This window comes from Desulfocicer niacini, from assembly GCF_054657595.1.
This window is the reverse complement of the sequence record NZ_BAAHYK010000015.1, coordinates 75,773-98,357: the sequence shown is the minus strand read 5'-3', so window position 1 is coordinate 98,357 and position 22,585 is coordinate 75,773. Positions and strand designations below refer to the sequence as shown.

The 22,585-nt window shown below is 48.1% G+C and carries 13 protein-coding genes; 2 read left to right on the top strand and 11 right to left on the bottom strand.

Annotated elements, in window-relative coordinates; all coding sequences use genetic code 11:
• Positions 1–74 precede the first annotated feature (74 nt).
• The 3 genes from cphA to ACYQ2M_RS09995 all read right to left on the bottom strand — a co-directional run bounded on the left by cphA (position 75) and on the right by ACYQ2M_RS09995 (position 4,413).
• A complete protein-coding gene (gene cphA / locus ACYQ2M_RS10005; RefSeq protein ID WP_459916195.1) occupies positions 75–2,693 on the bottom strand; it encodes a cyanophycin synthetase in 2,619 nt (872 codons plus the stop codon).
• Between the two features lie 98 nt (positions 2,694–2,791).
• On the bottom strand, positions 2,792–3,610 hold the full coding sequence (locus tag ACYQ2M_RS10000; RefSeq protein WP_459916194.1) for a cyanophycinase: 819 nt from the start codon (positions 3,608–3,610) through the stop codon (positions 2,792–2,794).
• Between the two features lie 2 nt (positions 3,611–3,612).
• Positions 3,613–4,413: an isoaspartyl peptidase/L-asparaginase gene (locus ACYQ2M_RS09995; RefSeq protein WP_459916193.1), complete on the bottom strand. Its 801-nt coding sequence runs from the start codon at positions 4,411–4,413 to the stop codon at positions 3,613–3,615.
• Positions 4,414–4,907: 494 nt separating this feature from the next.
• Here ACYQ2M_RS09995 and ACYQ2M_RS09990 point away from each other — a divergent pair, with 494 nt between their 5' ends.
• Positions 4,908–6,242: an aminotransferase class I/II-fold pyridoxal phosphate-dependent enzyme gene (locus tag ACYQ2M_RS09990; RefSeq protein ID WP_459916192.1), complete on the top strand. Its 1,335-nt coding sequence runs from the start codon at positions 4,908–4,910 to the stop codon at positions 6,240–6,242.
• Positions 6,243–6,354: 112 nt separating this feature from the next.
• Here the strand turns inward: ACYQ2M_RS09990 and ACYQ2M_RS09985 are convergent, their stop codons facing one another.
• The 3 genes from ACYQ2M_RS09985 to ACYQ2M_RS09975 form a co-directional block, all read right to left on the bottom strand.
• Positions 6,355–7,332 carry a helix-turn-helix transcriptional regulator gene (locus ACYQ2M_RS09985; protein ID WP_459916191.1) on the bottom strand — a complete coding sequence of 326 codons (978 nt, stop codon included), beginning with the start codon at positions 7,330–7,332 and terminating at the stop codon, positions 6,355–6,357.
• Between the two features lie 142 nt (positions 7,333–7,474).
• Positions 7,475–8,824, bottom strand: coding sequence for an NADP-specific glutamate dehydrogenase (gdhA, locus tag ACYQ2M_RS09980; protein WP_459916190.1), 1,350 nt, complete (start codon positions 8,822–8,824; stop codon positions 7,475–7,477).
• A gap of 117 nt (positions 8,825–8,941) precedes the next feature.
• Complete coding sequence (locus ACYQ2M_RS09975; protein ID WP_459916189.1) at positions 8,942–11,932, bottom strand: PEP/pyruvate-binding domain-containing protein; 2,991 nt, start codon at positions 11,930–11,932, stop codon at positions 8,942–8,944.
• Positions 11,933–12,442: 510 nt separating this feature from the next.
• On the opposite strand from ACYQ2M_RS09975, the gene ACYQ2M_RS09970 reads away from it, so the two are divergent.
• Positions 12,443–13,927, top strand: a complete 1,485-nt coding sequence (locus tag ACYQ2M_RS09970; protein WP_459916188.1) for a lipid-binding SYLF domain-containing protein — start codon at positions 12,443–12,445, stop codon at positions 13,925–13,927.
• Between the two features lie 297 nt (positions 13,928–14,224).
• Here ACYQ2M_RS09970 and ACYQ2M_RS09965 read toward each other — a convergent pair whose 3' ends face one another.
• The 5 genes from ACYQ2M_RS09965 to ACYQ2M_RS09950 all read right to left on the bottom strand — a co-directional run bounded on the left by ACYQ2M_RS09965 (position 14,225) and on the right by ACYQ2M_RS09950 (position 22,471).
• On the bottom strand, positions 14,225–16,000 hold the full coding sequence (locus ACYQ2M_RS09965; RefSeq protein WP_487247203.1) for a hydrogenase iron-sulfur subunit: 1,776 nt from the start codon (positions 15,998–16,000) through the stop codon (positions 14,225–14,227).
• Between the two features lie 15 nt (positions 16,001–16,015).
• The gene (locus tag ACYQ2M_RS25625; RefSeq protein ID WP_487247202.1) at positions 16,016–16,645 is read right to left on the bottom strand and encodes an FAD-dependent oxidoreductase; all 630 of its coding nucleotides are present in this window, start codon (positions 16,643–16,645) and stop codon (positions 16,016–16,018) included.
• A 143-nt stretch (positions 16,646–16,788) separates the two neighbouring features.
• The gene (locus ACYQ2M_RS09960; RefSeq protein ID WP_459916186.1) at positions 16,789–18,420 is read right to left on the bottom strand and encodes a hydrogenase iron-sulfur subunit; all 1,632 of its coding nucleotides are present in this window, start codon (positions 18,418–18,420) and stop codon (positions 16,789–16,791) included.
• 107 nt (positions 18,421–18,527) lie between these two features.
• The gene (locus tag ACYQ2M_RS09955; protein ID WP_459916185.1) at positions 18,528–21,884 is read right to left on the bottom strand and encodes an FAD-dependent oxidoreductase; all 3,357 of its coding nucleotides are present in this window, start codon (positions 21,882–21,884) and stop codon (positions 18,528–18,530) included.
• Positions 21,881–22,471, bottom strand: coding sequence for a 2-oxoacid:acceptor oxidoreductase family protein (locus tag ACYQ2M_RS09950; RefSeq protein WP_459916184.1), 591 nt, complete (start codon positions 22,469–22,471; stop codon positions 21,881–21,883). The genes ACYQ2M_RS09955 and ACYQ2M_RS09950 overlap by 4 nt, the downstream gene beginning before the upstream one ends.
• Between the last annotated feature and the right edge of the window lie 114 nt (positions 22,472–22,585).

Sequence of the window (22,585 nt, the reverse complement as noted above, 5' to 3'; positions counted from 1 at the left end):
ACCGCCTCCTTTCATTAATTTCATATGTTGACCCAACATGATTGTCCACCGGAAAATGATTCAAACCTCATAACTTACAAAGATACCGGGTTCAGAAGATGCAGGTAGCGTTCCATGATTTGACTCAATACAGGCTCAAGTTCATCGGGCTGAATGACCAGTAGATCTCCTTCTTTGGCTTTTGAAAAAATATAATCTACCGCTTTCTCAGGTCTATCTACAATTTCAATGCTTTCCTCCCGGAATCCTCCTTCAATAAGACCTTTATAAACCAACTTCGGGGTTTCACCCATGGGCCTGTTACGGGGATCAAAATCAGTCAGCATTATATAATCGTATACCAGAGCCAGGGCTTTACCAAATTCAATGATTTGTTCATCGGTGCGGCTGCCGGTTCCGTGGCATAAAGCAATCTTTCGTCCCTGGGAGAGCCGGGGTAATAATTTTGCCAAGGCACGTGCTGATTCCGGATTATGACCATAATCCACAAGGACCTTATATTTTTGGAAATCAAATAAATTCATACGACCGGGATTCTGGTTCACCGAAGGATAAAACGTCATAATCCCATTTCGAATTTGTTCAAGGGGTAGGTTCAGGCCGTGAAGGGCACCTATGGCAGCCAGGGCATTGGCGATGTTAAAGTCAATAATTCCGCCAAACGTAATGGGAATTTCTTCAAGGGCGCAGACAATGATATCCAATTCTTTTTTTCTTATGATGGCATTTCGGTTATTCACCGTAACAACGGTCCCCCCTTCTTTTGTATGCTCATTCAGCCTTGGATTATCTGGATCTAAAGAAAATAGAATGATGTTTCCTCTGGCACGCTTTAATATGCCCATGGTCATGCTGTCATCTGCATTTAAAACCGACGTCCCTGTTTTTTTAACGACTTCTACCACTGTGGACTTTACCATGCAAAGATCTTCCTGGGATTCGATCCAGTCCGTACCCAGATGGTCCTCTCCAACATTTAAGAGCACCCCTATATCAACTTCATTAACACCAAGGCCTCGTCTGGCGATGCCCCCACGGGCAACTTCCAATACAATGTGGTCCACCGTGGGTTCCCTCAAAACAATCCCGGCGCCTTCCGGACCACTGTAGTCTCCTTTCAGGATAGGTTTGCCGTCAATCGCAATACCGGTTGTACAGGCCAGGCCTACGATTTTTCCGGAATACTTCAATGTATGGGCAATCATTTTACTGGTGGTTGTTTTACCATTGGTTCCCGTCACAGCCAAAACAGGGATCTGGACATAGCCCTTCGGAAAAAGCATATCCACCAACGGTGCTGCGACATTCCTGGGCTGACCGTGGGTTGGTTCCAAATGCATTCTGAATCCAGGTGCAGCATTTATTTCAACCACTTTTATGCCGGATGGGCCGAGGGGAAGAGATATATCAACAGCTAAAGCGTCCACTCCCGCGCAATCCAGTCCGATAATCTGGGCTGCCCGTTCGGCCATCAGGCGGATATCAGGATTTACCTCATCGGTAACATCTGTGGCAGTACCCCCCTGGCTGAGATTGGCTGTGGCTTTCAGGTATACCTTCTCACCGTCCATTGGGATGGACTCGAGAGAAAGTCCTCTAAGAGACAAAAGTCTCTCGGTCATTTCATCAATTTCTATTTGTGTCAGCACTTTTTCATGTCCAAACCCCCGAAGGGGATCTGAATTAACTTTTTGAATGAGAGCTTTGATTGAAGCATTTCCATCGCCAACAATATGAGCGGGCTCTCGCTTGGCTGCTGCAATGAACTTTCCATCTATGACTAAAAGACGAAAATCACCGCCATGAACGTATTCTTCAACAATCACATCAGGATAAAAAGCAAGGGCTGCTTGAAATGCCTTTTTTAATTGATCCAAATCAGTAATATTGATTGTAGAGCCGTTGCCGTGGTTCCCTACATCCGGTTTGATAACAACCGCTGTGCCGATTTCATGGAAAGCCGCTATGGCCTCTTGCTGGGTTGAAACTATTGTGCCGTTTGGAACAGGAATTCCGGCTTTTTTTAAATGTTTCTTTACTCTTGTTTTTTCATCGGCAATCTCTACGGCAATTGCGGAAGTATTGCCGGTAATAGATGCCTGAATTCGTTTTTGGTGAGCCCCGTATCCCAATTGGATGTAGCTGGCTGTATTTAACCGGATAAAAGGAATGTCTCTTAATTTTGCTTCCTTGACAATACTCCAGGTAGTGGGTCCCATCATATCTTCTTCGCGTAGGACTTTCAGATCGGATACCAGCTGGCTGACATCGAAAGGCTTTGAACGGGCCAGGGCCTCGAATATAGAGACAGCCTCTTCGGCTGCTTTTAATCCAGCAGATTCTATTAGATAGCGGAAGACTACAATATAAATTCCCTTTTGTGATGTGCCAAGGGTTTTTCCGTACCCCACTTCCATTCCAGCCAGACATTGCAGTTCAATGGCAATATGCTCAATGATATGCCCGGCCCAAGTTCCTTTTTGAAGTCTCTGAATAAATCCACCGGGTTTCCCTATTGAGCATTCGTGGGCTTGAAGGGTTGGCATAAGTGATACCAATCGATCTGAAAACCCTAGGATTTGATCTGAAGGGCGGCTCTCATAGTCCTTAATATCTAAAACCATGAATATGGCTGAATGCCGGGTATATCGATTGGGACCCCGCAAAGCTCTTAATTCTTTTATTTCAATCATCTGTCTTCTCCGATATTTTTATATAAAACTCCACGCATATATTTGAAATGATTGGAGTTTCAAGCTTCATTGTGGCAAGATGCTAACTGCCATATATGTTATACGGATGGTATTAAAAACTGTCGTTTATTGAAATTGTACCCGTATCCATTAACCAATGAATGGATTCGCACATTTTCTACGGCAATCGGTTCACCCGGTTTTATGTCCATTATGTTGGAATGGGCAATATCACTGCCGTCAACAATGATGACCTGCCCTGTACCAATAACCTCGACGGTTCCATCTCCCTTGAGGACAACACCGGAATCTTCTCCAATACCGACACCAATACAGGTCGGATTCGTTGTAATAATCTGAACCAGTCGTCCGATACGTCCCCTTGCCATAAAATGGGTGTCAAAAATGATATTCTTCACAAAACCAAATCCGGATGTTGTAAGGACTCTTCCTTTGAATAAGCCCTCTTCGCTTTCGCCTTCATAAATCATGGTATCGGAGAATACCGCAGCTCCTGCACTGGTACCAGCGATAAGTGCCCCTAATTCAAGTCGGTTTTGAATTGCGGTAAGTACTTTTGATCCGCCCAGAATGGTTGTTAATCGTAACTGGTCACCACCGGTGAGAAAAATCAAATCGACATCTTCGAGACTTTTGGCCAGTGCCGTATCGTTTGCTTGAGCCCTTGTTTGAATAGTTAATATCACTATTTTCGATGCACCAAGGGTGGTAAATACCTGATGATAGTCCTGCCCCCGCTGCTCAGGTTCTTCACTTGCGGTGGTGATAACACCGATCTTGTAGTCGGCCTTTCCCACTTCTCGTACAACTCGTTTAAGTACAACCAACTCATTAACCTTGTCTTCATTCCCGCCTATTGCAATAAGACGTCCCAGAAAAAAATCATTTTCTGCCATGATTATTTTATCTCCGTAAGTTGTGACCAAGCCATTCCGTTACGGGCGTTTGATGCAAATTCGGATTTGGTTAAAATAATGAGTCCGACATCAACCGAATCGTCAAACAAACTCATGGCCTTTTGTGCTGCTTCGGTTGGGGACATCTTTTTTTCCAGCCAGGTGTAGACTTCTTTTGCCAGTATTTTGCGAGCAATAAATTCACCATCTCCTGTGCAGGCGACCGCTCCTGCGGGGCCGCAGAACAGGCCGCATCCTGGAAGAGGTACGTCACCCACCCGGCCAATGCCTGCTTTTTCAAGTCCCCCGGAACTCAAAGCGGCAGCAAAGGTTGTCCCATCAAAAGCCACCGCCCCCACCGTATCGCAAGAAGGGGCGTTTGAATTGCTTTGAGAAGAATTGCAATAAGGTATCATAGATATATTATGTTCTTTTGCAAACAACCGGGCACCGTTTCCCATCAAGAGGATATGGGGAGAATGAAGCAATACTCCCTGGGCTAATTCAATGGGATTTTGAATACCTTCAATACAGGCGACTGCACCAAATTTTCCGTTGCTCGTCATGCAGGATGCATCCATTTGTATTGTACAGCCATCAGCCCTGAGTTTCGATCCGCAACCGGCATTAAACCGGGGATCAATTTCTAAGTATCGTACAGCACGAACCACTGCACTTAAAGGGGCTTCACCATTTTTCATTAGATCCATCCCTACGTTTGCCGCAGAAAGCGGTCCGTCGGAATTTTGTGGGTTAGAACCAGCTCCGCCATGGGTTAAAATGGCACGTTTAAATATCCGCACTTGTCACCTCTGATTTATAATAAATATCTGGTAAATATTCGGGTTGGCATTGTAAATGTTTGGGCAGAGCTCCATATTTGCCTGGGATTGCGTAGTGACAGGCCAAAACATGTGAATATGGGGTGCTGACGGAATGTTTACATATATTGCTTTTGAATTTCAATTACATCATAGGCTTATATGTTCTACTATGCAAGAGTCTTGAGGTCTGGCCAGGTACCCTATGCAGGGGAAGATCGAAAAACTATTATGAAATGGGCATCCTTCATTTCCACTTTGCACTTTCATGGGGTGAATGGTCATCTTGTGGTGCTCTACCCTGAAAAGCGTAAAGTCCTTTTGATGTGATATGAAGGGTGTCATGAAATGTATGTAAATTATTCATTGGACAAATGGGCCCAGGGCTTTTATACTTAATTTGATTGTATTTTTGATTATATTTATAATCAAAAAAATATTGCGTTTTAATTATAATTGAAAGGGTCATAGTCGTTATGATAACGGATTTTAAAAACCAGAAGACTCCCGTTGATTTTGAGGTGGTGAAAAAAAAAATAGAAGCCTCGGGTATTCCATCCATTGGTAATGGAACCATCCGTGAAATTGTTAAAATTGCCAATGAGATTCAGCAGGCATCCGGTGAGAAATTCATTCGAATGGAGATGGGGGTTCCAGGGCTTGCGCCCCCGGAAGTCGGTATTAACGGTGAAATAGAGGCCTTGAGAAGTGGGGTTGCCGCGAAATATCCCATGCTTGAAGGAATTTTACCCCTTAAAAAAGAAGCCTCCAGATTCATAAAGATGTTCATGGATGTGGATGTGCCGGAAGCGTGCTGTATCCCCACCGTTGGCTCCATGCAAGGAGGCTATGCAAGCTTCATGATCCTTGGAAATATGGATGCCCAAAAGAATACCATCCTTTTTCTTGATCCGGGCTTTCCTGTTCAAAAACAGCAGTTGAATGTATTAGGCCAGAAGTATGAGGCCTTTGATGTCTATAACCACAGAGGAGACAGGCTTGAGGCAAAGCTTGAATCCTATCTTTCCAAGGGCAATATTGCCGGGATCATATACTCCAACCCCAACAACCCTTCCTGGATATGCTTTAACGACGATGAACTTAAAACCATTGCAAAGGTGGCAGATAAATATGATGCCATCGTGATTGAAGATCTGGCCTACTTTGCCATGGATTTCAGAAAAGACCTTTCCATGCCCGGGAAAGCTCCTTTTCAAGCCACCATTGCAAAGTATACCAAAAATTATATTCTTCTTATTTCAAGCTCCAAGGCCTTCAGCTACGCCGGACAGCGGGTGGGACTGCTTGCCATCTCCCCGGATGTTTATGCCCGGCAGTATCCATGTTTGAAAGAAAGATTTGGGTCTGACAAATTCGGATACACCTTGATTTACAAAATTCTTTATTCCTTTTCATCAGGCACTTCCCATTCCGCCCAGTATGGTCTTGCCGCCATGTTAAAGGCAGCAAATGACGGTGAATTTAATTTTGTGGAAGGTGTCAAAGTGTATGGCCAAAGGGCCATTGCCATTAAAGCCTTGTTTAAAAAGGCGGGCTTTGAAATTGTCTACAGTATGGACCTGGAAGAAGTCCTTGGCGATGGTTTTTATTTCACAGTGTCCTTTCCCGGCATGACAGGGGCGGAACTTGTGGAAAGACTTTTATACTACGGCATCAGTGCCATTGCCCTTTCCGGAACGGGAAGTGAACATGAAGGCATGCGGGTGTGTATGTCCCAGGTTGGAAAGGATGAGTTTGAGCTATTAGCGCCCAGACTTGAGCAGTTTGGCAGGGATTATCAGCAATCATAAGAAATCAAAGGATATGATTTGGCAGGCCGGAACATCGGCAGACCTAAATTATCAGCGATCATAAGGTATCAAAGGTCTTCGGTCCGGGGTGATATTTCATGGGTATGGGCTTTTATCCCGGAAGACTGCCTTGTTGTAACCTTGAAAGAAAGGTGGCAAGATTAACCTTTTGATTGATAATGCCCAGTTTTTTACGGATGTAGTTCCGGTAAGTTTCAACGCTTCGGTGGGAGATATTAAGCAATTTGGCAATCTCCTTGGAACTTAGACCTGAACGTATCATGTTACAAATTTCATTTTCCCGGGGCGTGAGCCTGGGCATTCGCCGAACCATGTTACTTCCAAAGTCTGATGTCAATTGCGTCAGCGTATCCTCCAGCAGGGTAATATATCCGATGTCAATCTGGGAACCGTTGTTTTTTAGTTTGTCCAGAAGAGGAAGGATGAACTGATCCACGTTGTCCATGACCCGCTCTTCGAGATTCTTTTTTTCCATTATAACCTGATTCATGATTTCCCGGAGAGCAATGTTTTTCTCCTTAAGGAGCTGATTCTGGTTTTTAAGCTGCTGTTCGCTCTCAAATAGTGCTTTTTCCGCATGTTTCTGCTCACTGGTACGCCCCAGTCGTTCGGCAATGGCATTGAGAAGGGAACGTTCTTCTTTTAAAAATGCACCCTCGTGGCTGTCGGGCATCTTTTCCAGATAGCAGACACTGATAACACCAATGACTTCACGGTAGGCAATAATATCTGCAGATTGTTTCCAGCAGGTATCTTGGTAATTATCTGTCTGATAAACCTTTCCCTGGATAATACACCGCGCACAGGTGATTTCCGGGTATTGCCAGGAGCAGGGGATAATCGTCATCACCTTTTGATAGATTTCTTCCAGGGAAATATCATCCTGTTCAACTATTTTGGAGATGCCGTACAGGCAGTTGATTTCCTTAATTCTTTCGTTTAACTCATGGGCCTGTTTTATGAATCTGGCTTCAGGGCTGTTATCCATGTCCTGATGTTTGGGAATCTGTTGAATAGACCCGGATACACTGTCTGGGGACAGCGGATGTTTTTGTATGTTTTTTATCATTTTTATCCCGAATATTTTCCACGACGCATTCCTGTTTTCCAGGCATCATCATATTGTTTTCAGAATCTGATTTTTAGACAAACGGGGCCAGACTTGGGTTATTAATATTAACGCAAGTCTGCCCCCCATTGCTAAGGATTTTTTATACCAGCCCCTGGTCCAGCATGGCATTTACCACTTTGACAAAACCTGCAATGTTGGCACCGGCAAAATAATTGCCGGGCTTGCCGTATTCTTCTGCGGCATCTATGCAGGAGTGATGGATACTTTTCATGATCCCCTGGAGACGGGTATCCACTTCCTTTCTTGGCCAGTTAAGGCGCATGCCGTTTTGTGACATTTCCAGACCGGAAACGGCAACCCCGCCTGCATTGGACGCTTTACCCGGGGCATAAAGGATCTGGTTGTCAAGAAAGATATCAATGGCCGCCGGCGTGGACGGCATATTTGCACCCTCTGCCACGAGGGTTACCCCGTTGCGGATGAGATTGGCGGCATCCTTGGCATTGATTTCGTTCTGGGTGGCGCTGGGAAAGGCACAGTCAGCCTTGTGGTCCCACAAGGGATTCATATCCTGAGAGCCGTCCCGCTGGGTATAAACCGCTTCGGGGTATTCATCAACATAGGCTTTGATCCGACCACGCTGGACATTTTTAAGGCGCATGATAAAACTTAGTTTTTTTCTGTCTATGCCCTGTTCATCATAGATATATCCTTCGGAATCTGACATGGTCACGACATTTCCACCCATGTCCAGAATTTTCTCCACCGTATACTGGGCAACGTTTCCGGCTCCTGAGACCAGACAGGTTTTGCCTTTCAGGGTCTCTCCCCGGGTGGCCAGCATTTCCCCGGCAAAGTAGACACAGCCGTATCCAGTGGCTTCGGGCCTGATAAGGCTGCCGCCCCAGGCAAGGCTTTTTCCTGTGAGAACTCCGGAAAATTCGTTGCGAAGTTTTTTATACATGCCGAACATGAAACCGATTTCCCTGGCACCCACGCCGATATCCCCTGCCGGAACATCGGTGTTCGAGCCGATGTGACGGAAAAGTTCAGACATGAAACTCTGACAGAACCGCATGACCTCATTGTCTGACTTTCCCTTGGGGTCGAAGTCTGACCCTCCTTTTCCACCGCCCATGGGCAGGGTGGTCAGTGCATTTTTAAAGACCTGCTCAAAGGCCAGGAATTTTAAAATGCTTAAATTCACCGAGGGATGAAACCGAAGTCCTCCTTTGTAAGGACCAATGGCACTGTTCATTTCAATCCGGAAACCACGGTTTACATGAATTTCACCTGTGTCATCCATCCATGGCACCCGGAATATCAATGTTCGTTCCGGTTCCACCATGCGTTCCATGATTTTGAGCTGGCGATATTCCGGGTTACGGTCAAGCACTGGCCCAATGGTTTCCATAACCTCAATAACCGCTTGGTGAAATTCCTTTTCGTGGGGATCTTTTTCCATAATAATGTTTAAAACATCTGACATGTAGTGTCTCCTGATGAGGTTTAATAATGATGACCGGTGCAGGCGATTGTCTGTCCAAGTCAATGGGTTCTGTGTTCTGGCAATAACAGTATCAACTGCCAGCCTCTGGTTTCGTTTTCATGGAGTGAGAATGACGCATCTGGATTTTTTCCCGTCCAGTTTAATAACCATGGGGATTGATAACCTTACATGGCGTAAGTATCGGGTTTCGCAAACCGATTCACATGTGTTGAGCCATTCCCAGTCAATGAAATCCTTATTGGATTTCTGGGCACCCCTGTTGAGTTCATTCACCGTAATATAGGGAATGTTAAGGGATGTGATATTGTGAAAAAAATGCGAACCCTGTGAGGGGTCTGCATTGAGTTGCTGGTTTTTCAGTTCTATGACAGCACCGATACCGGAGATATGATGCCATTTAACCGGTATGCCAAGCCACCTGTCAGAGCCCCCCCAGCGCCCGGGTCCAATGAGCAGGTACCGCCGTTGTGCTTCCACCAGTCCGGAATTGATCTTACCTATTTCCTCGGCAATATCCGGGGTTGCAGATACGGAAAAAGACTCTGGGATGACATATACGATGTCAGTAATGTCTTTTATGATCCCGTTCCCAAGGGCAGTGGAAGAGTGACAGACGGCAGTATCCATGTCCTGCTGGGTGATACGTGGTGTCTGCTGGGTGTTGTGATCTGCCATGGGACGTATCTGTAGAAAATAGAAATCACTGGGTTCCTTCGGGTCTGGATAAAGGTTTATGGAGAATTCAATTTCCACTGGACCGCCAAAAACTTTCCCGCCAAGCTCAAGAAGGTCGCAGAGCAACGCAGGAAGCGGTGGGGTATTATATTTCAGAATACGGGCAAAGGTCAATAGTTTGGGGCCTGCCACACCCCAGGTATCACGGATGCGGTTTTCTTCCGGAACATAAGTACTGGATAATGCCTGCACCGGGTAATCGCTGAGTGCCGCGTCCAGAGTACGTTTCTCAAGGTTGGAATACCGACCGAAATTAAGTTCATCGGCATAATGGTTTGTCTTCAAGGCATAAAAAGTTGTCTGGGCGTTTTTTAAAATATCTTCCACCATTGAAAATTGTGGCAGGATTTTCGGGTTGCCGGGGGAAAAACGCAGGCTTTTTTCACCGTCCACCACGGTTTTCCCAAGCCCCAGGGCAATGTGGGCGATACCATGTTCCGATTTCATATGGGAAAAGGGATAATAATTAATGGATTGGGCCACCCCTGATACCGCAGGATAAAAATAATCTCCATATTGTTGACCGGCAAGGGCCTGGACAATCACCGCCATGGAATCATGGAACGGATGGCTGGAAGTGCTTCGGTGAAACGCCTTGGCATCATCGTAATAAGTTGAGGCGAAAACAAGCTTGATGGCGTTGGCCAGATGGACGATGCGCATTGACAAATCCGGATGATTGTTGGGAATCTTATACGTCTTGTAAAGACCGGCATAGGGCTGAAAATGGGCATCTTCCAACTGGCTGGAGGATCGTACCGCCAGGGGAACCCTGACCTGGGATAGAAATACCTTGAGCTGTCGAATCAAGCATGCCGGTAATTCTGCATGGAGAAATACCTTAACCACCTCTTCCACCGGGTGTTTCTGATTTTCCAGATTCTCAAGTTTATTCTGGGTGATGAACGCCTCAAAAACATCGGTACAAAGGACAAGGGTCTGGGGGATTCGAATCATAAATTGAGGATGATTCTTATGCAGTTGCGTCTCTTGCTCCAGAAGCCCTGACATGAAAGCCAGCCCCCGGCCTTTACCCCCCAGGGAACCCTGGCCGATTTTTACAAATGACTTTACCTCTGAATCAAAAGAGTGCTCGTTAAAGGTTGACACCATGCCCTTGTTTTGAGATTTCCTCAACGCGTGGATATTGGTGATAATGAAGGATCTCAGTTCGTCGGGATTGCTGAAATCATCGCTCTTGCAGGCTCTGAATTTTAAGGCAAGGGCGATTTCCGAACGGGCCATGAGCCAGGAAGAAAAATGATCCCGGTCGGCATGGTAAATGATGGATTCATCCGGAATGCCGGGTAGTTTTGCTTCCAGCTGCATCAGGTTGGTTGCAATGTCGATGTTACGGCCGTTGGGCATACAGAATACAAAATTACCGAACCCCAGATGCTTTAAAAAAAACATGCGGGTTGCCTGGAGGAGATTTGGATGATTCTTGTCCAGAAACAGGGCGGGAATCTGTTCTGCTTTTTTACTGTTTTCCCTTTCTGAACTCATCAGGAGCAACGGAATTCCCCGGATTTCGCTACGGATGGTGGAAAAGAATTTAATGCCGGCTTTCGGATCAAGTTTGCCGTTTCTGGGAAAGCGGGTATCTGAGATGACGCACAGCAGAAAATCCTTGTAACGTTCATACAATCCCAGGGCCTGCTCGTAATTTTTCGCCAGGAGAAGCTTGGGCCTTGCCCGCATGGTCAGAAGTTTTTTGTTATCATTCAAGTCGGTTGCCAGAAGTGCCTGGGTTTGGGTAACGATTTCCTTATAAATGATGGGCAACATAAAAGAGTAGTATTCCGGGCAATCCTCCACCAGGATGACCACCCTTACATTGGCCAGGAGCGTGTCGTTGTACACATTCATGTGATCTTCGGCATTCTTGATCAGGGTGATGAGAAGATCAGAGTTGCCGGACCAGATAAAGATGGTGTCAATGCCGTTGTCTTGCAGGCAATCGTGGGGGGATGGGAGGGCACGGATACTTGGGGAAAGGAGAATGACTTTCAGATCCGGCTGAATCATTTTGATTTCCCGACCCAGAGAAAATACGTCCGTTCCCTTCAAATGGGGTACGATAAGGACCATGTCAAATCTTTTTTCAGCAAGCAGTTCAAGAGCTTGTTCTGCTGAAGAAGCGCCGGTGATCACCGGGGGATAGCGCAGATTCAGTCCGCTGTATTCATTGATTATCTTGGATGTAAGACTGCCATCTTCTTCCATGTTGAACATGTTATAGGGGCTTGAAATCAGAAGGATTTCTTTGATCTCATAGGCCATGATCTCCCGATAAATGTCGGGGTGGGTATGACATTTCTTGGTAAATTTTCTGTTTCTTTCCATCAACATAATGTGGTGCCTCAGCCCAAAAATTCAATTACCATATGGATTTTGCATTCATAGTGGATTAGCGTGATTATCCCTCCACAATATCAGGGTAATAATGTATGGAAAATTTACGCATTAAGGTTTGGTATAAATATATGATAGGATGATTTTTGGCAACGCGAGAAAACCGCAGTATTAATGTGATATTTTTATACGCATTTTTTATTTTTGAAAGGATTTACTTTGATGAGAATTTCCTGAAATATAGATAACTATTTTTTGAATTTGCTAATAAATATTTAGATCTGGTAATAAAAATGTTTAGGTATTCCCACAGAAGGCATTGCTGCAAAAAATATACCCAGCCGATAGATTGGTACAAAAAGCGCTCCTGGGGAGGATAGGGGTTTACAATAGAGTCGAATACAATATATAAATGGATAATAACTCAGCCAATGGAAAGAATGTTAAAATTGAAGGAAGTAGGATAGATGCTTTTTATGGACTCATAACTTTATAGTGGAGTATCTTATGAAAAAAATTTTGTCGGTTTTGGTGTTTTTGTTTTTGGCTACTACCGCGTTTGCTTCATCGTCAGATGATGTTTCGAAAAACCTGAACAGGTTAATTCGTTCTGCAGAAAGTCAGTATTTCAAAGGAAAAACAAAAGCGGCTGCGAGCATATTGCAGGAGGCAGAAGGTGTGCTTATCCAGCTGAAATCTCAAGATCCTGCCCATAGATCATTAAAATCTCTGCAGACAAAGTATGATCGCCTAAAGGCCAGAGTGGATAAGAAATTGGGGAACACTGCCTCCTCATCCGGGCTTAAAACAACAAAAAAAGGCAGCGCATCAGCCTTGGCAAAATCATCTACCGCATCAAAAGGGCTGAGTCACGGTGCCCAAAACAACCTGAAAAAAGCTGAAAAAGAGATGGATTTTACTGAAAAGGAGTTTGCCAAAGCTGAAGATAGTTTGCAAAACAAAGATTTTAATCTGGTTAAATCATACATCTATAATGCCAATAGTAAGCTTGAAACTGCTGGTGGTTTGCTTGATATAGTTGTAAAAAATAATAAGGCCGATCCGGATCATCCAGATGTTGCTTCAGCCTTTCAACGTCACAAAATTTTGCAGGATAAGCTTACGGCATTTACCGGCAAAGCCCATGGAAAAGAAGAGGATATCAGGCAGGCAGCAGTCCAGGCAAAGGAAGATGAGGATAAATTGAACAAGAAGTGGCTTCCAAAGATAACTCCGTTTATCGATGCCTCGTCACAGTCTCGTTTACAATTCCCAGGATCATACAATGCGCAAGAACTGGACAGGCAAGAAAAACTGTATGCTCAGGCCCAAAATCTACTTGGAGATGTAAAAAACGAGGTTCCCGAAGGCAATCAGCCCCATGAACTGAAAATTGCAGTAGAAAAATTGCTTTTTGCTTTGCAGGTCTATGAGGATGAGAAAAAAGCAGATAACAGGAATCGTTTACAGCCAATTGATAATATGCTGTCAGGTTGGGAAAAGCGATTTGAAGAAAACAGAAAATGGAATGAAAAATCTGAGAAGGGACTTTTTGTAATTACCGATAAGAAATTGCTGCATCAGAAAAAACAGATTGATGACTTGCGCAGGGTTTCCCCTGATAGCGCATCCGGGTTCAGCAAACGTTTAGAGCTCCTTGAAAAAGAAAATATAACCTGGATTGAGAAAAAACGTATCTGGCAAGAACGCCCCCGACCCTTTCCACAGGCAAACATGAAAAGCAAAAAACTGGAAAAAGAGATGGCAGGATTGTTGGAAGACAGGGGTGTTAAAATAACGGATCTTGTTATCGTTGATAAAGACTGGTGGGTTCAGTCTGGGGAATTCCGTTACGTGAGCACTGCAGTATTGTCCAAAGATAATAAAGGAGAATATTGGTGTAATGTCAGTTTCCGGCAGTTAAGTACCTTGTCTGGGTATGGTCCCACAGAGATATGGGATATCGGTGAAATCAAAGTTCGGCTGCCATAATATGACGAGCCTTTATGATGGCACTATGATAGGGCCGGGCCACGGCAATGTGTTGATATTAAAGCAATAAGCATGATTTGTTGGCCCTTTTTACGTGTTAAACTACTTTTCGCTTGTTTATGTAAGTGTCAGAGTTGATAAGACATTAGCATCTGTATTCTTGTTTGATGTTAATTTGGCGATTAATAAATTCAGGTGGTTATAAACAAAAGGGCGAAATGGAGGTTTTACTGTATGTTGGCTTTCCATTCATAAATATGGAAAGCCAACCCATATATTGATTTGATTTTTTGATTTTCAGGATTCAGACAAAACAGAAATGGTCTCACGGATCTCTTCTGCTGTGACTTTTTTTCGAATAGCTTCCATGTCCGCCATCACCTTTGCAAATCTTACCCCCTCGGCGGCACTGATCCAGGAGAGCTGCAGCCGTTCGGGACGAATACCCATTTTTGTCATTTTTTTATGGATGCGTTCCACCCGTTTCACCGTCCATTTATTGGCATCAATGTAGTGACAGTCGCCAATGTGACAGCCGCTGACCAGCACCACAGGCGCACCGTTTTCAAAGGCCCGCCAGATAAAGCTTTCGTCCACCCTTCCTGAACACATGGTGCGGATGAGCCTTACATTGGCAGGATAGCTGAGCCTTGATACCCCGGCAAAATCAGCCCCGGCATAGGAGCACCAGTTGCAGGCAAAAACCACGATCTTTTCATCGGGCCTGTTTTCCAGGAGGGCATCGGTCTGGGCGTTGATCTGTTGATTGGTAAAATGATTTAAAACAATGGCGTTGCTTCGGCATTCGGCCCCACAGGTGCCGCAACCGGCGCAGGCCGCTGTGTTAACAAGCGCCGGGGTTTTCTTTTTCACATCCACCACAATGGCGTTGTAGGGGCAGACCCTGGCGCAGATGCCGCAGGAGGTGCAACGCTCTGAGAGAACCGATGCGGTGATGGGTTCCGAGGCGATTTCACCCTTGTGCATGAGGCGCACCGCCCGGGAAGCCGCAGCCGTTCCCTGGGTGACGCTCTCTTTTATATCCTTGGGGCCTTCGGCACACCCGGCATAAAAGATCCCCCTTGTGGCCGCATCCACGGGCAGAAGTTTGGGGTGGGCCTCAAGATAAAATCCATCCGGAGTGAGCTGAAGCCCCAACATCTCCTGAAGCTGCTGGGTGCCTTTGGCGGCATTGATTCCCAATGCCAGCACCAGCATGTCAAGCTCGTGAAAATCCACCCGGGCTGTTGCCATGTTCTCCACAGCCACCTGTAAAGACCCATCCGGCAGCTCCTCCACCGAGCCGGGAAGACCCCGGAGATATTTCACCCCGAGCCTTCTGCTGCGATTGTATAAATCTTCAAACCCCTTTCCAAAGGCCCTGATATCCATGTAGAAGACGGTGATCTCCATGTCCGGATAATGCTCTTTCAGGATCAGGGTGCTCTTTATTGTGTTCATGCAGCAGATGTTGGAACAGTGTTCGCCCCCACGACGGCGGGAACGGGAGCCCACGCACTGGACAAACCCAACACTTTTGGGAACTTTGCAGTCCAGGGGACGCACAAGTTCACCCTTTGTGGGACCACCGGCATTGACAAGGCGTTCAAACTCAACACTTGTCACCACATTTTCAAACCGGGTGTAGCCGTATTCATCCATGGCTTTGGGATCATAGGTTTCCATGCCCGTTGCCACCACAATGGTGCCCACCTTCTCTTTGATGACCTTGTCTGACATATTAAAATCAATGCAGTTTTTATCGCAGACCTCCATGCATTTGGAACAGCCACGACCCATGCATTCGTCCATGCGGATGAGATAGGACGAGGGAACGGCCTGGGGAAAGGGGATGTGGATGGCCTTCCTGGATGAAAGTCCCTCGTTGAATTCATCGGGGAACACAACAGGGCAGGCTGCAGCGCATTCTCCGCAGGAGGTGCAGGCGGTTTCATCCACGTACTTGGCCCTTTTTATTATCTCAACCTCAAAGTTACCCACGTATCCTGAAACCCCGGAGACTTCAGCCAGGGTGTGAAGCTCAATATTGGGATGCCGACCGGCATCCGTCATCTTAGGACCGAGGATTCAGATGGAGCAGTCCATGGTGGGAAAGGTCTTGTCCAGCCGTGCCATCATGCCGCCGATGGAGCCTGTTTTTTCCACCAAGGTCACCTGATAACCGTTGTCGGCCAGATCAAGGGCCGCCTGGATACCGGCAATGCCGCCGCCGATGACCAGGGTTTTCTTTTCAACGGGAATACGTTCTTCTTGCAGGGGCACCAAAAGAGCTGCCCTGTTGATGGCCATGGTGACAAGATCAATGGCCTTTTGGGTGGCGGCACCGGGCTGATCCATGTGCACCCAGGAGCACTGTTCTCGGATATTGGCCATCTCCAGGAGATAGGGATTCAGGCCTGCTTCCTTCATCATGTTGCGAAAGGTGGGTTCGTGGAGACGCGGGGAACAGGAGGCCACCACCACCCGGTTCAGTCCGTGGGCCTTTATATCTTCAACGATTTCCATCTGTCCAGGCTCTGAACATGCATAGGTGATATCCCTTGCCAGTACCACCCCGGGAAGGAATGCTGCTTTTTCTGCCACCCCCTTGCAATCCACGGTTTTTCCGATGTTCAGGCCGCATTGGCAGACATACACCCCAATGGCCGGCACACTCTCCGCTGTATTAAAAGATCTGTTTACTGCACTGATTTCCATTGATCCTGCTTCCTTTTATATAACGGTCATGCCGGTCTGTCGGCACAACGAATAATGAACATGGTAATATGCCGCCCCCAAGGATCGTCCGATCCGGCCCCGGACCGGGTCGGCGTTGGAGGCTCTGCTGTTGGCTTCTTGAGTTATTCCCAGCGAATGTGTTCGGAAATGACGCTGGTCAGATCCACAAGCTCCATTTTCAGTTTATCACCGGCAAAGGGATCTTCCATGGCGCACCCCAGGTGAATCCTGCACTTGCCGCAGGAGGTGAGCATCACATCACTTTGGGTGTTTCTTCCCTGGGTCAGGCGTTTTTTCTGGAGGGCCTTGCTGAAGGCATCACACCCGATCCAGGCGCTGTTACCGCAGCACAGCGCCGTGTTCCGGTTGTTGGGCATCTCCACAAAATGGCCGTTACTGAAACGCCGGATCAGTTTTCTTGGCAGATCCCGTACCCCATCCATGGAGTTTAACCGGCAGGAATCCTGGTAGGTGAAGTTGATATCGGGGGTGTCAATGGTCACGGCCCCCCTTTCCAGTTCTGCATCCAGGAATTCGTAAAGGTGGATCACCTTGAAGTTGAGCTTTATGCCGTTTTCCCTGTAGGTCTGGGCAAATGTTTTGTAGCATTCCGGGCAGGCGGTGATCATCTTTTCAATTCCAAGGGAGTTGAGATAATCGGCGTTGAGCCGTGCGATTTTAGTGAAATTATCCCGGTCTCCGGACCAGAGAAGGTCGTGCCCGCAGCATCGTTCATTTTCAAGAATGCGGGGGGTGACATCAAAAAAGTTCAACAACCGCAGAGCATCGTTGAGAGCCCGGGTATTTTTGACCTGCTGATGATTTCTGAAAAACAGGTCAAAATATGGGGCACACCCTCCGTAAAAGAGTGTCGTGCTTGTGGGATTTGTTTTAATGGTGGCTGGAAGATCCTGCCACCGTTTCTGCTTAAGGCCCGGGCTTGCCATGGAGCGCATGAGGGAGTGAAAAAAACCGCCGTGGGTCTGGTAGCTCTCCTTGCCGTTGAACAGCACACTTCTAAGATCCTGGATCAAGAGGGGGAAATTCACCTCGGAGGGGCATCGTTCATAGCAGGTGCCGCAGGTGAGACAGGACCAGATATTATTTTTCACATTCCCGGAATCTATCTCCCCTGCGATGAGGCTTCTCACCAGGGTTCGGGGTGAAAATTCTTTGCCGCACAGGGCGAGGGGACAGGAAGAGGTGCACTTGCCGCAATCCTGGCAGGCAAAGGCATCATGTTTTTCAATGATCTTCCGGATGGTCTCCCCGGTGGTGGGCGGGGCCATGTCAAGGAGTTCCATGCCGGATTCAGAAAAGGCTTTTTCCGGGGCATCTCCACCGGGGGAAGCTTTGACAATGGGGCTCTTTCCCATAATTTTAATGTCAGAAACAAAGTTTGCCAGAAATTGTTGTAAAGGTTCAACATCATCGGGCAGAAAGGTGGCAAGGCGCAGTCGCTCCCTGCCAAGGCCCAGCACCTCTATGATTTCCCTTGTATCTTCGGTGTTTTTAATGGCATTGTCCGTCCCGCTGCCATAGCGGCAGGTGCCCGGCGAACACCCCGCCAGTGCCACCCCGTCGGCACCCATCTCAAAGGCTTTGAACAACAACGCCTTGCTGATCCGGCCTGTGCAGGGGATACGTATCATCTTGATTTCTCCGGGAATTTTGTAGCCACCTTCCTGGAGGGTCTGGAACGCCCCGTGGGGGCCCCAGTTGCATAAAAACAGAACTATTTTATAATTTTCCATGGGTCTTGCACCGCAACCTTTAAGCCTTGCTCATCATCATAATTAATCATCAGACCACCCGATTTCTGTCACAGGATATCCCGCCGCTGTCAAAGATGGCATGGGGCCTACAACAACATCTCTTCAAGTGAGCGCTCCAGGAAAGCCTGATCCCGGTAAGGACTGTCCGCCGCATTGGTGGGACATACTGAAATGCAGTTGCCGCACCCCTTGCAGAAGGCCTCATCCACCGATGCGGTCCATCCCCCCACACCATTGGGATTCAGGGTCACCGCCTGGTAGGCGCATTCCGCCACGCACCGTCCGCATCCCCGGCATTTGTCTGCATTAACCACCACGGTGAAGCCCTTGCTCTTTCTGGGTCTTCTTGGCATGATGGCCGCTGCCAGTACGGCGGCTGAAGCCCCTTTTTTCCTGTTGGACACACTGATATTGGAGGGTTCCGCAAGAAATATCCCGGGAATGGAGGTCATGCCCGGCAGGATATAGGGGCGGCCGATTATCTCTTTTTCCTGCATGGCCGAAGAGACGGTCCTGTAGGTCAATTTCTGCTGGTGGAGATATTTTATCTGTCGACGTGACCGTTCTCCCATTATCACGGTGCCAGCGTTGAACTCCTGTGCTTCGCCATCCACATCCACATTGATCTGAAAATTACCCAGGGTGCCTGTCATCTCCTGCACGGATGATCCTTTAAAACAGAAAATGTTTGCATGGGATATTTCCGTTTCAAGGGGTTTGTCCGTGGTGCCGAACATCACCACGTCAGTGCCGGTTTCGGCAAGCATCAGGGCGCTTGTCACCGACGATTCAGAATCCCCGATAACAGCGGTGGTGAAGTTGTAATTGCGCATGGGAGAGGCAAAGGCCCGTAGCTGTTGTGCCCTGCCGATGGAGCGGGTGATCAGCCCCTTTAATCGCTCAATGGCAAGATCTTTGTCCTGCTTGAGTAACGAGAGGGCCTCCCCCCGGATATTACAGGTTTCCACCATGGATCTGCCGATGCCGGTACCGGTGAAAAGCCCGTATTTAAGGCGGCTTCGCTGGTCTGTGCAGGCACTGCACACAAAGTTTAACGGGCAGCAGACGCAAGAAGCAAGGACAATGCGGGTGAGGGATTTTGTCCGCACGGTTTTAATGATTTTCGAGATTCCCCCGGGGGTGCAGGCAGATGGCATGGTGGTTGAATAGACCACCGAATCATGATTGGTCAATGAGTCCACAAACTGATCCATGGCACCGTTCCAGCCAAGGGAGTCGTTGCAGCGACAGACAAACACCCCTGTTCTTGCAATTTCCGCAGAAAAGGAGGCCGTGGGGGCGGCATGGGCAACCCCGGTGCCCTTTCTGGCCCAGGAACCGTTCTTTAAAAGAATCATGGCCTCGGCTGCGGCGGCAAATCCGCGTATCATCATGGCATGGACATCGGGGTGGGAAATTTTGGGGCCATAGGCCCGGATGATGTCGTCTCCTTTGACGGCGGGGGCCATGGACGGATCGGCCAGGATGACCACACCGGCATGGACAGACAGCTCCTCATCGGTTTGACGGTGATCAATGGCCTTGATGGCCCTGCAGGCATCCACGCACGCCATGCATTCAGAGCAGACCCCGCACTGCAGGCACCGGGCCGCCTCGTCAACCACCTGTTTTTCTGAAAGCCCCAGGGCCACCTCGTCATATCCCTTTATCCTTTGTGCCGCTGGTTTTTCCGGCATGACTGCCCGTGGCATCACAGGAAGGGAATTTCCTATTTCCGGGAACTCCCGGCAGGAAACCCGACGGTTTTCATCTTTAAGGTCCATATCATAAATATCATTCAATGCCTGGCGGGCCGCTGATTTTCCCTGGGCCATGGCATGCACCACCGTGGCTGCCTGTCCCGTGGCATCACCGGCCACATAGATATGGCTATTTTTTGCCCCGTTTTTCTTCGATTCCAGGTAGCCGTTTTCGGTGACTTTAAAGCCCTTTGTGGCCATTGATTTTCTGTAGGCCCCTGCCTGCCCGATGGCCACCAGAACAAGATTTGCAGCAATCGTTTCGGGCTGTGAATCCGCTATGATTTCAGGCCAGGCAATGCCGTTGTCAACGGGTTTTCCCGGTCGTGTGGCCTTGCACATTACCCCGGTGACCCTGTTGTTTTCCCCCAGGAACGCCACCACCTGGCTTCTGTCTCGGATGGCGATACCTTCCTCCAGGGCTTCCCTTATCTCGTCATGGTCTGCGGGGATTTCATCCTTTCCAAACCATGATATCATGGTCACGCCGGCCCCCGTTCTTGACACCACCCGGGCAAGATCAAAGGCGGCATTGCCGTCACCGATGACGATCACATTGGGGGGCAGATTATTTATCTCTTTCCCGTGGAAGGCGGAAAGAAAAGAGATGCATCCCTGAACCCCCTCAAGATCTTCGCCAGGAACCCCTAGTTTTCTGTCATACCAGGAGCCTGTGGCCAGGATAATGGCATCATATTCCTTTTGAAGTCCGGCAAGATCGGTCTTAAGGTCCATGGGGCAGTCGGTTCTGATCTCCACCCCGGAGGCTTTAATATAATCAAGTTCCCGTTCAAGGATTTCCCGGGGAAGGCGATGGGGGCCGATGCCGTACCGGAGCAGACCACCTGCCTCGGGTTTTTCCTCAAAGATAACGGCCCTGCAGCCGTTGGAAGCAAGTTCATGGGCTGCGGCAAGTCCCCCGGGACCGGAGCCGATGACGGCTATTTTTCTGCCCGCCACAAATACGGGGGCAGGGTGGGTTGAGGAGGCTTCCGTGTCTGTTTCAACATCGGCCAGAAATCGCTTGATGGCCCGGATGGACAGCGGTTCATCCACCTCGGTGCGTCGGCACTCATCCTCACAGGGGTGGGTGCAGATGCGACCGCAGATGCCCGGCAGAATATTGTTTTTCCGGATGAGGTCAAGGGCATTTTGAAATCGTCCCTGACCTGCCAAGGCAACATATCCCTGGACATTGACCCCCAGGGGACATCCGGTGCTGCAAAGGGGGGTTTTTCTTTTGTCAATGATGGCCCGTCCGGGCAGGCTTCTTCTGCTTGCAACCTTCACAGGCTTTGTGCCGTCATCCAGGGTTACAGGGCAGGTCTCCACGCAACGCCCGCAAAGGGTGCAGGTGTCGATATCCACAAAGGTCTGTTCCTTTATAACCGAGATTTTGAATCCCTGCATGTTGTGCTTGATGCCGGTCACCCTTGCCGGGAGAATACAATTGATATCCGGGTTTCTCATGAGACGCATGAGTCCCGGCCTGTGGGCATGGTTAAAGGGAACCCCGGACCTTAAAGTAAACTGGGGGGCTGCAAGTTTTTTATCCATGTCCGGATCACAATCCACCAGGGTGACAGGGATGCCCAGCTCTCCCAGTTTGTTTGCCGCTAAAATACCCGACGGCGTGGCACCCACCACCATGACCCTTCGGAGACGGTCTTTCTTACGCTTCATTGTCCTGCTCCTGTGTGGCCACCGGCCCTTTTTTCAAGTCCCTTGAGTTTGGAAAGTCCATAGTCAAATCCCAGATTGAACGCCTTGGTGTTCATCTTTTCTGTGCCTTTTGGAACAGAGGCGGTAACGGCAAAAAGTGCCGCATCCCTGGTGACAAGCCCGGTGACTGAAGTGGAAAATCCCACCATTATGATATTGGCCATCATTTTTCTGCCCAGCTCCTCTGCCATGCGAGTGGCCGGTATGGCAAAGCAGGGCCTGTCATCAAGGGGGATCACAAGGTCCTTGTCCGTGAGGAGAAATCCTTCGGGCTTCAGACATTGGTAATATTTTTCATAGGCGGACTGGGACATGCACACCAGGATATCAGGGGTGGTGATGTAGGGATATTGAATGATGGTGTCGGAGATTACCACCTGGGCACAGCAGGCACCTCCCCTGGATTCCGGGCCATAGGACTGGACAAGGGTGCTCTCCTTGTCATCCTTTAAGGCAGCTGCCATGCCGATGATGCGCCCGGCAAGGATGATGCCCTGACCACCAAAGCCTGTCACGATGATCTCAAGTTTCTCTTTTTTATCAGACATATGGTTTAACCTGTAAAAAGTTTGTTTTCAATGGTAACGCTTCGGCAAGCACCCATAGTCCCCCATTCTGGTCTGCTCAAACAGCATTAGTATGTTGCGCAGTCCCAAATACGC

What these genes read in the sequence shown, in the direction of transcription:
- ACYQ2M_RS09960 (WP_459916186.1), bottom strand. Translation starts at nt 18,420, where the DNA reads ATGGAAAATTATAAAATAGTTCTGTTTTTATGCAACTGGGGCCCCCAC.
- ACYQ2M_RS09955 (WP_459916185.1), bottom strand. Translation starts at nt 21,884, where the DNA reads ATGAAGCGTAAGAAAGACCGTCTCCGAAGGGTCATGGTGGTGGGTGCC.
- ACYQ2M_RS09985 (WP_459916191.1), bottom strand. Translation starts at nt 7,332, where the DNA reads ATGATAAAAAACATACAAAAACATCCGCTGTCCCCAGACAGTGTATCC.
- ACYQ2M_RS25625 (WP_487247202.1), bottom strand. Translation starts at nt 16,645, where the DNA reads ATGGAAATCAGTGCAGTAAACAGATCTTTTAATACAGCGGAGAGTGTG.
- ACYQ2M_RS09975 (WP_459916189.1), bottom strand. Translation starts at nt 11,932, where the DNA reads ATGTTGATGGAAAGAAACAGAAAATTTACCAAGAAATGTCATACCCAC.
- cphA (WP_459916195.1), bottom strand. Translation starts at nt 2,693, where the DNA reads ATGATTGAAATAAAAGAATTAAGAGCTTTGCGGGGTCCCAATCGATAT.
- ACYQ2M_RS09970 (WP_459916188.1), top strand. Translation starts at nt 12,443, where the DNA reads ATGAAAAAAATTTTGTCGGTTTTGGTGTTTTTGTTTTTGGCTACTACC.
- ACYQ2M_RS10000 (WP_459916194.1), bottom strand. Translation starts at nt 3,610, where the DNA reads ATGGCAGAAAATGATTTTTTTCTGGGACGTCTTATTGCAATAGGCGGG.
- gdhA (WP_459916190.1), bottom strand. Translation starts at nt 8,824, where the DNA reads ATGTCAGATGTTTTAAACATTATTATGGAAAAAGATCCCCACGAAAAG.
- ACYQ2M_RS09965 (WP_487247203.1), bottom strand. Translation starts at nt 16,000, where the DNA reads ATGACGGATGCCGGTCGGCATCCCAATATTGAGCTTCACACCCTGGCT.
- ACYQ2M_RS09990 (WP_459916192.1), top strand. Translation starts at nt 4,908, where the DNA reads ATGATAACGGATTTTAAAAACCAGAAGACTCCCGTTGATTTTGAGGTG.
- ACYQ2M_RS09950 (WP_459916184.1), bottom strand. Translation starts at nt 22,471, where the DNA reads ATGTCTGATAAAAAAGAGAAACTTGAGATCATCGTGACAGGCTTTGGT.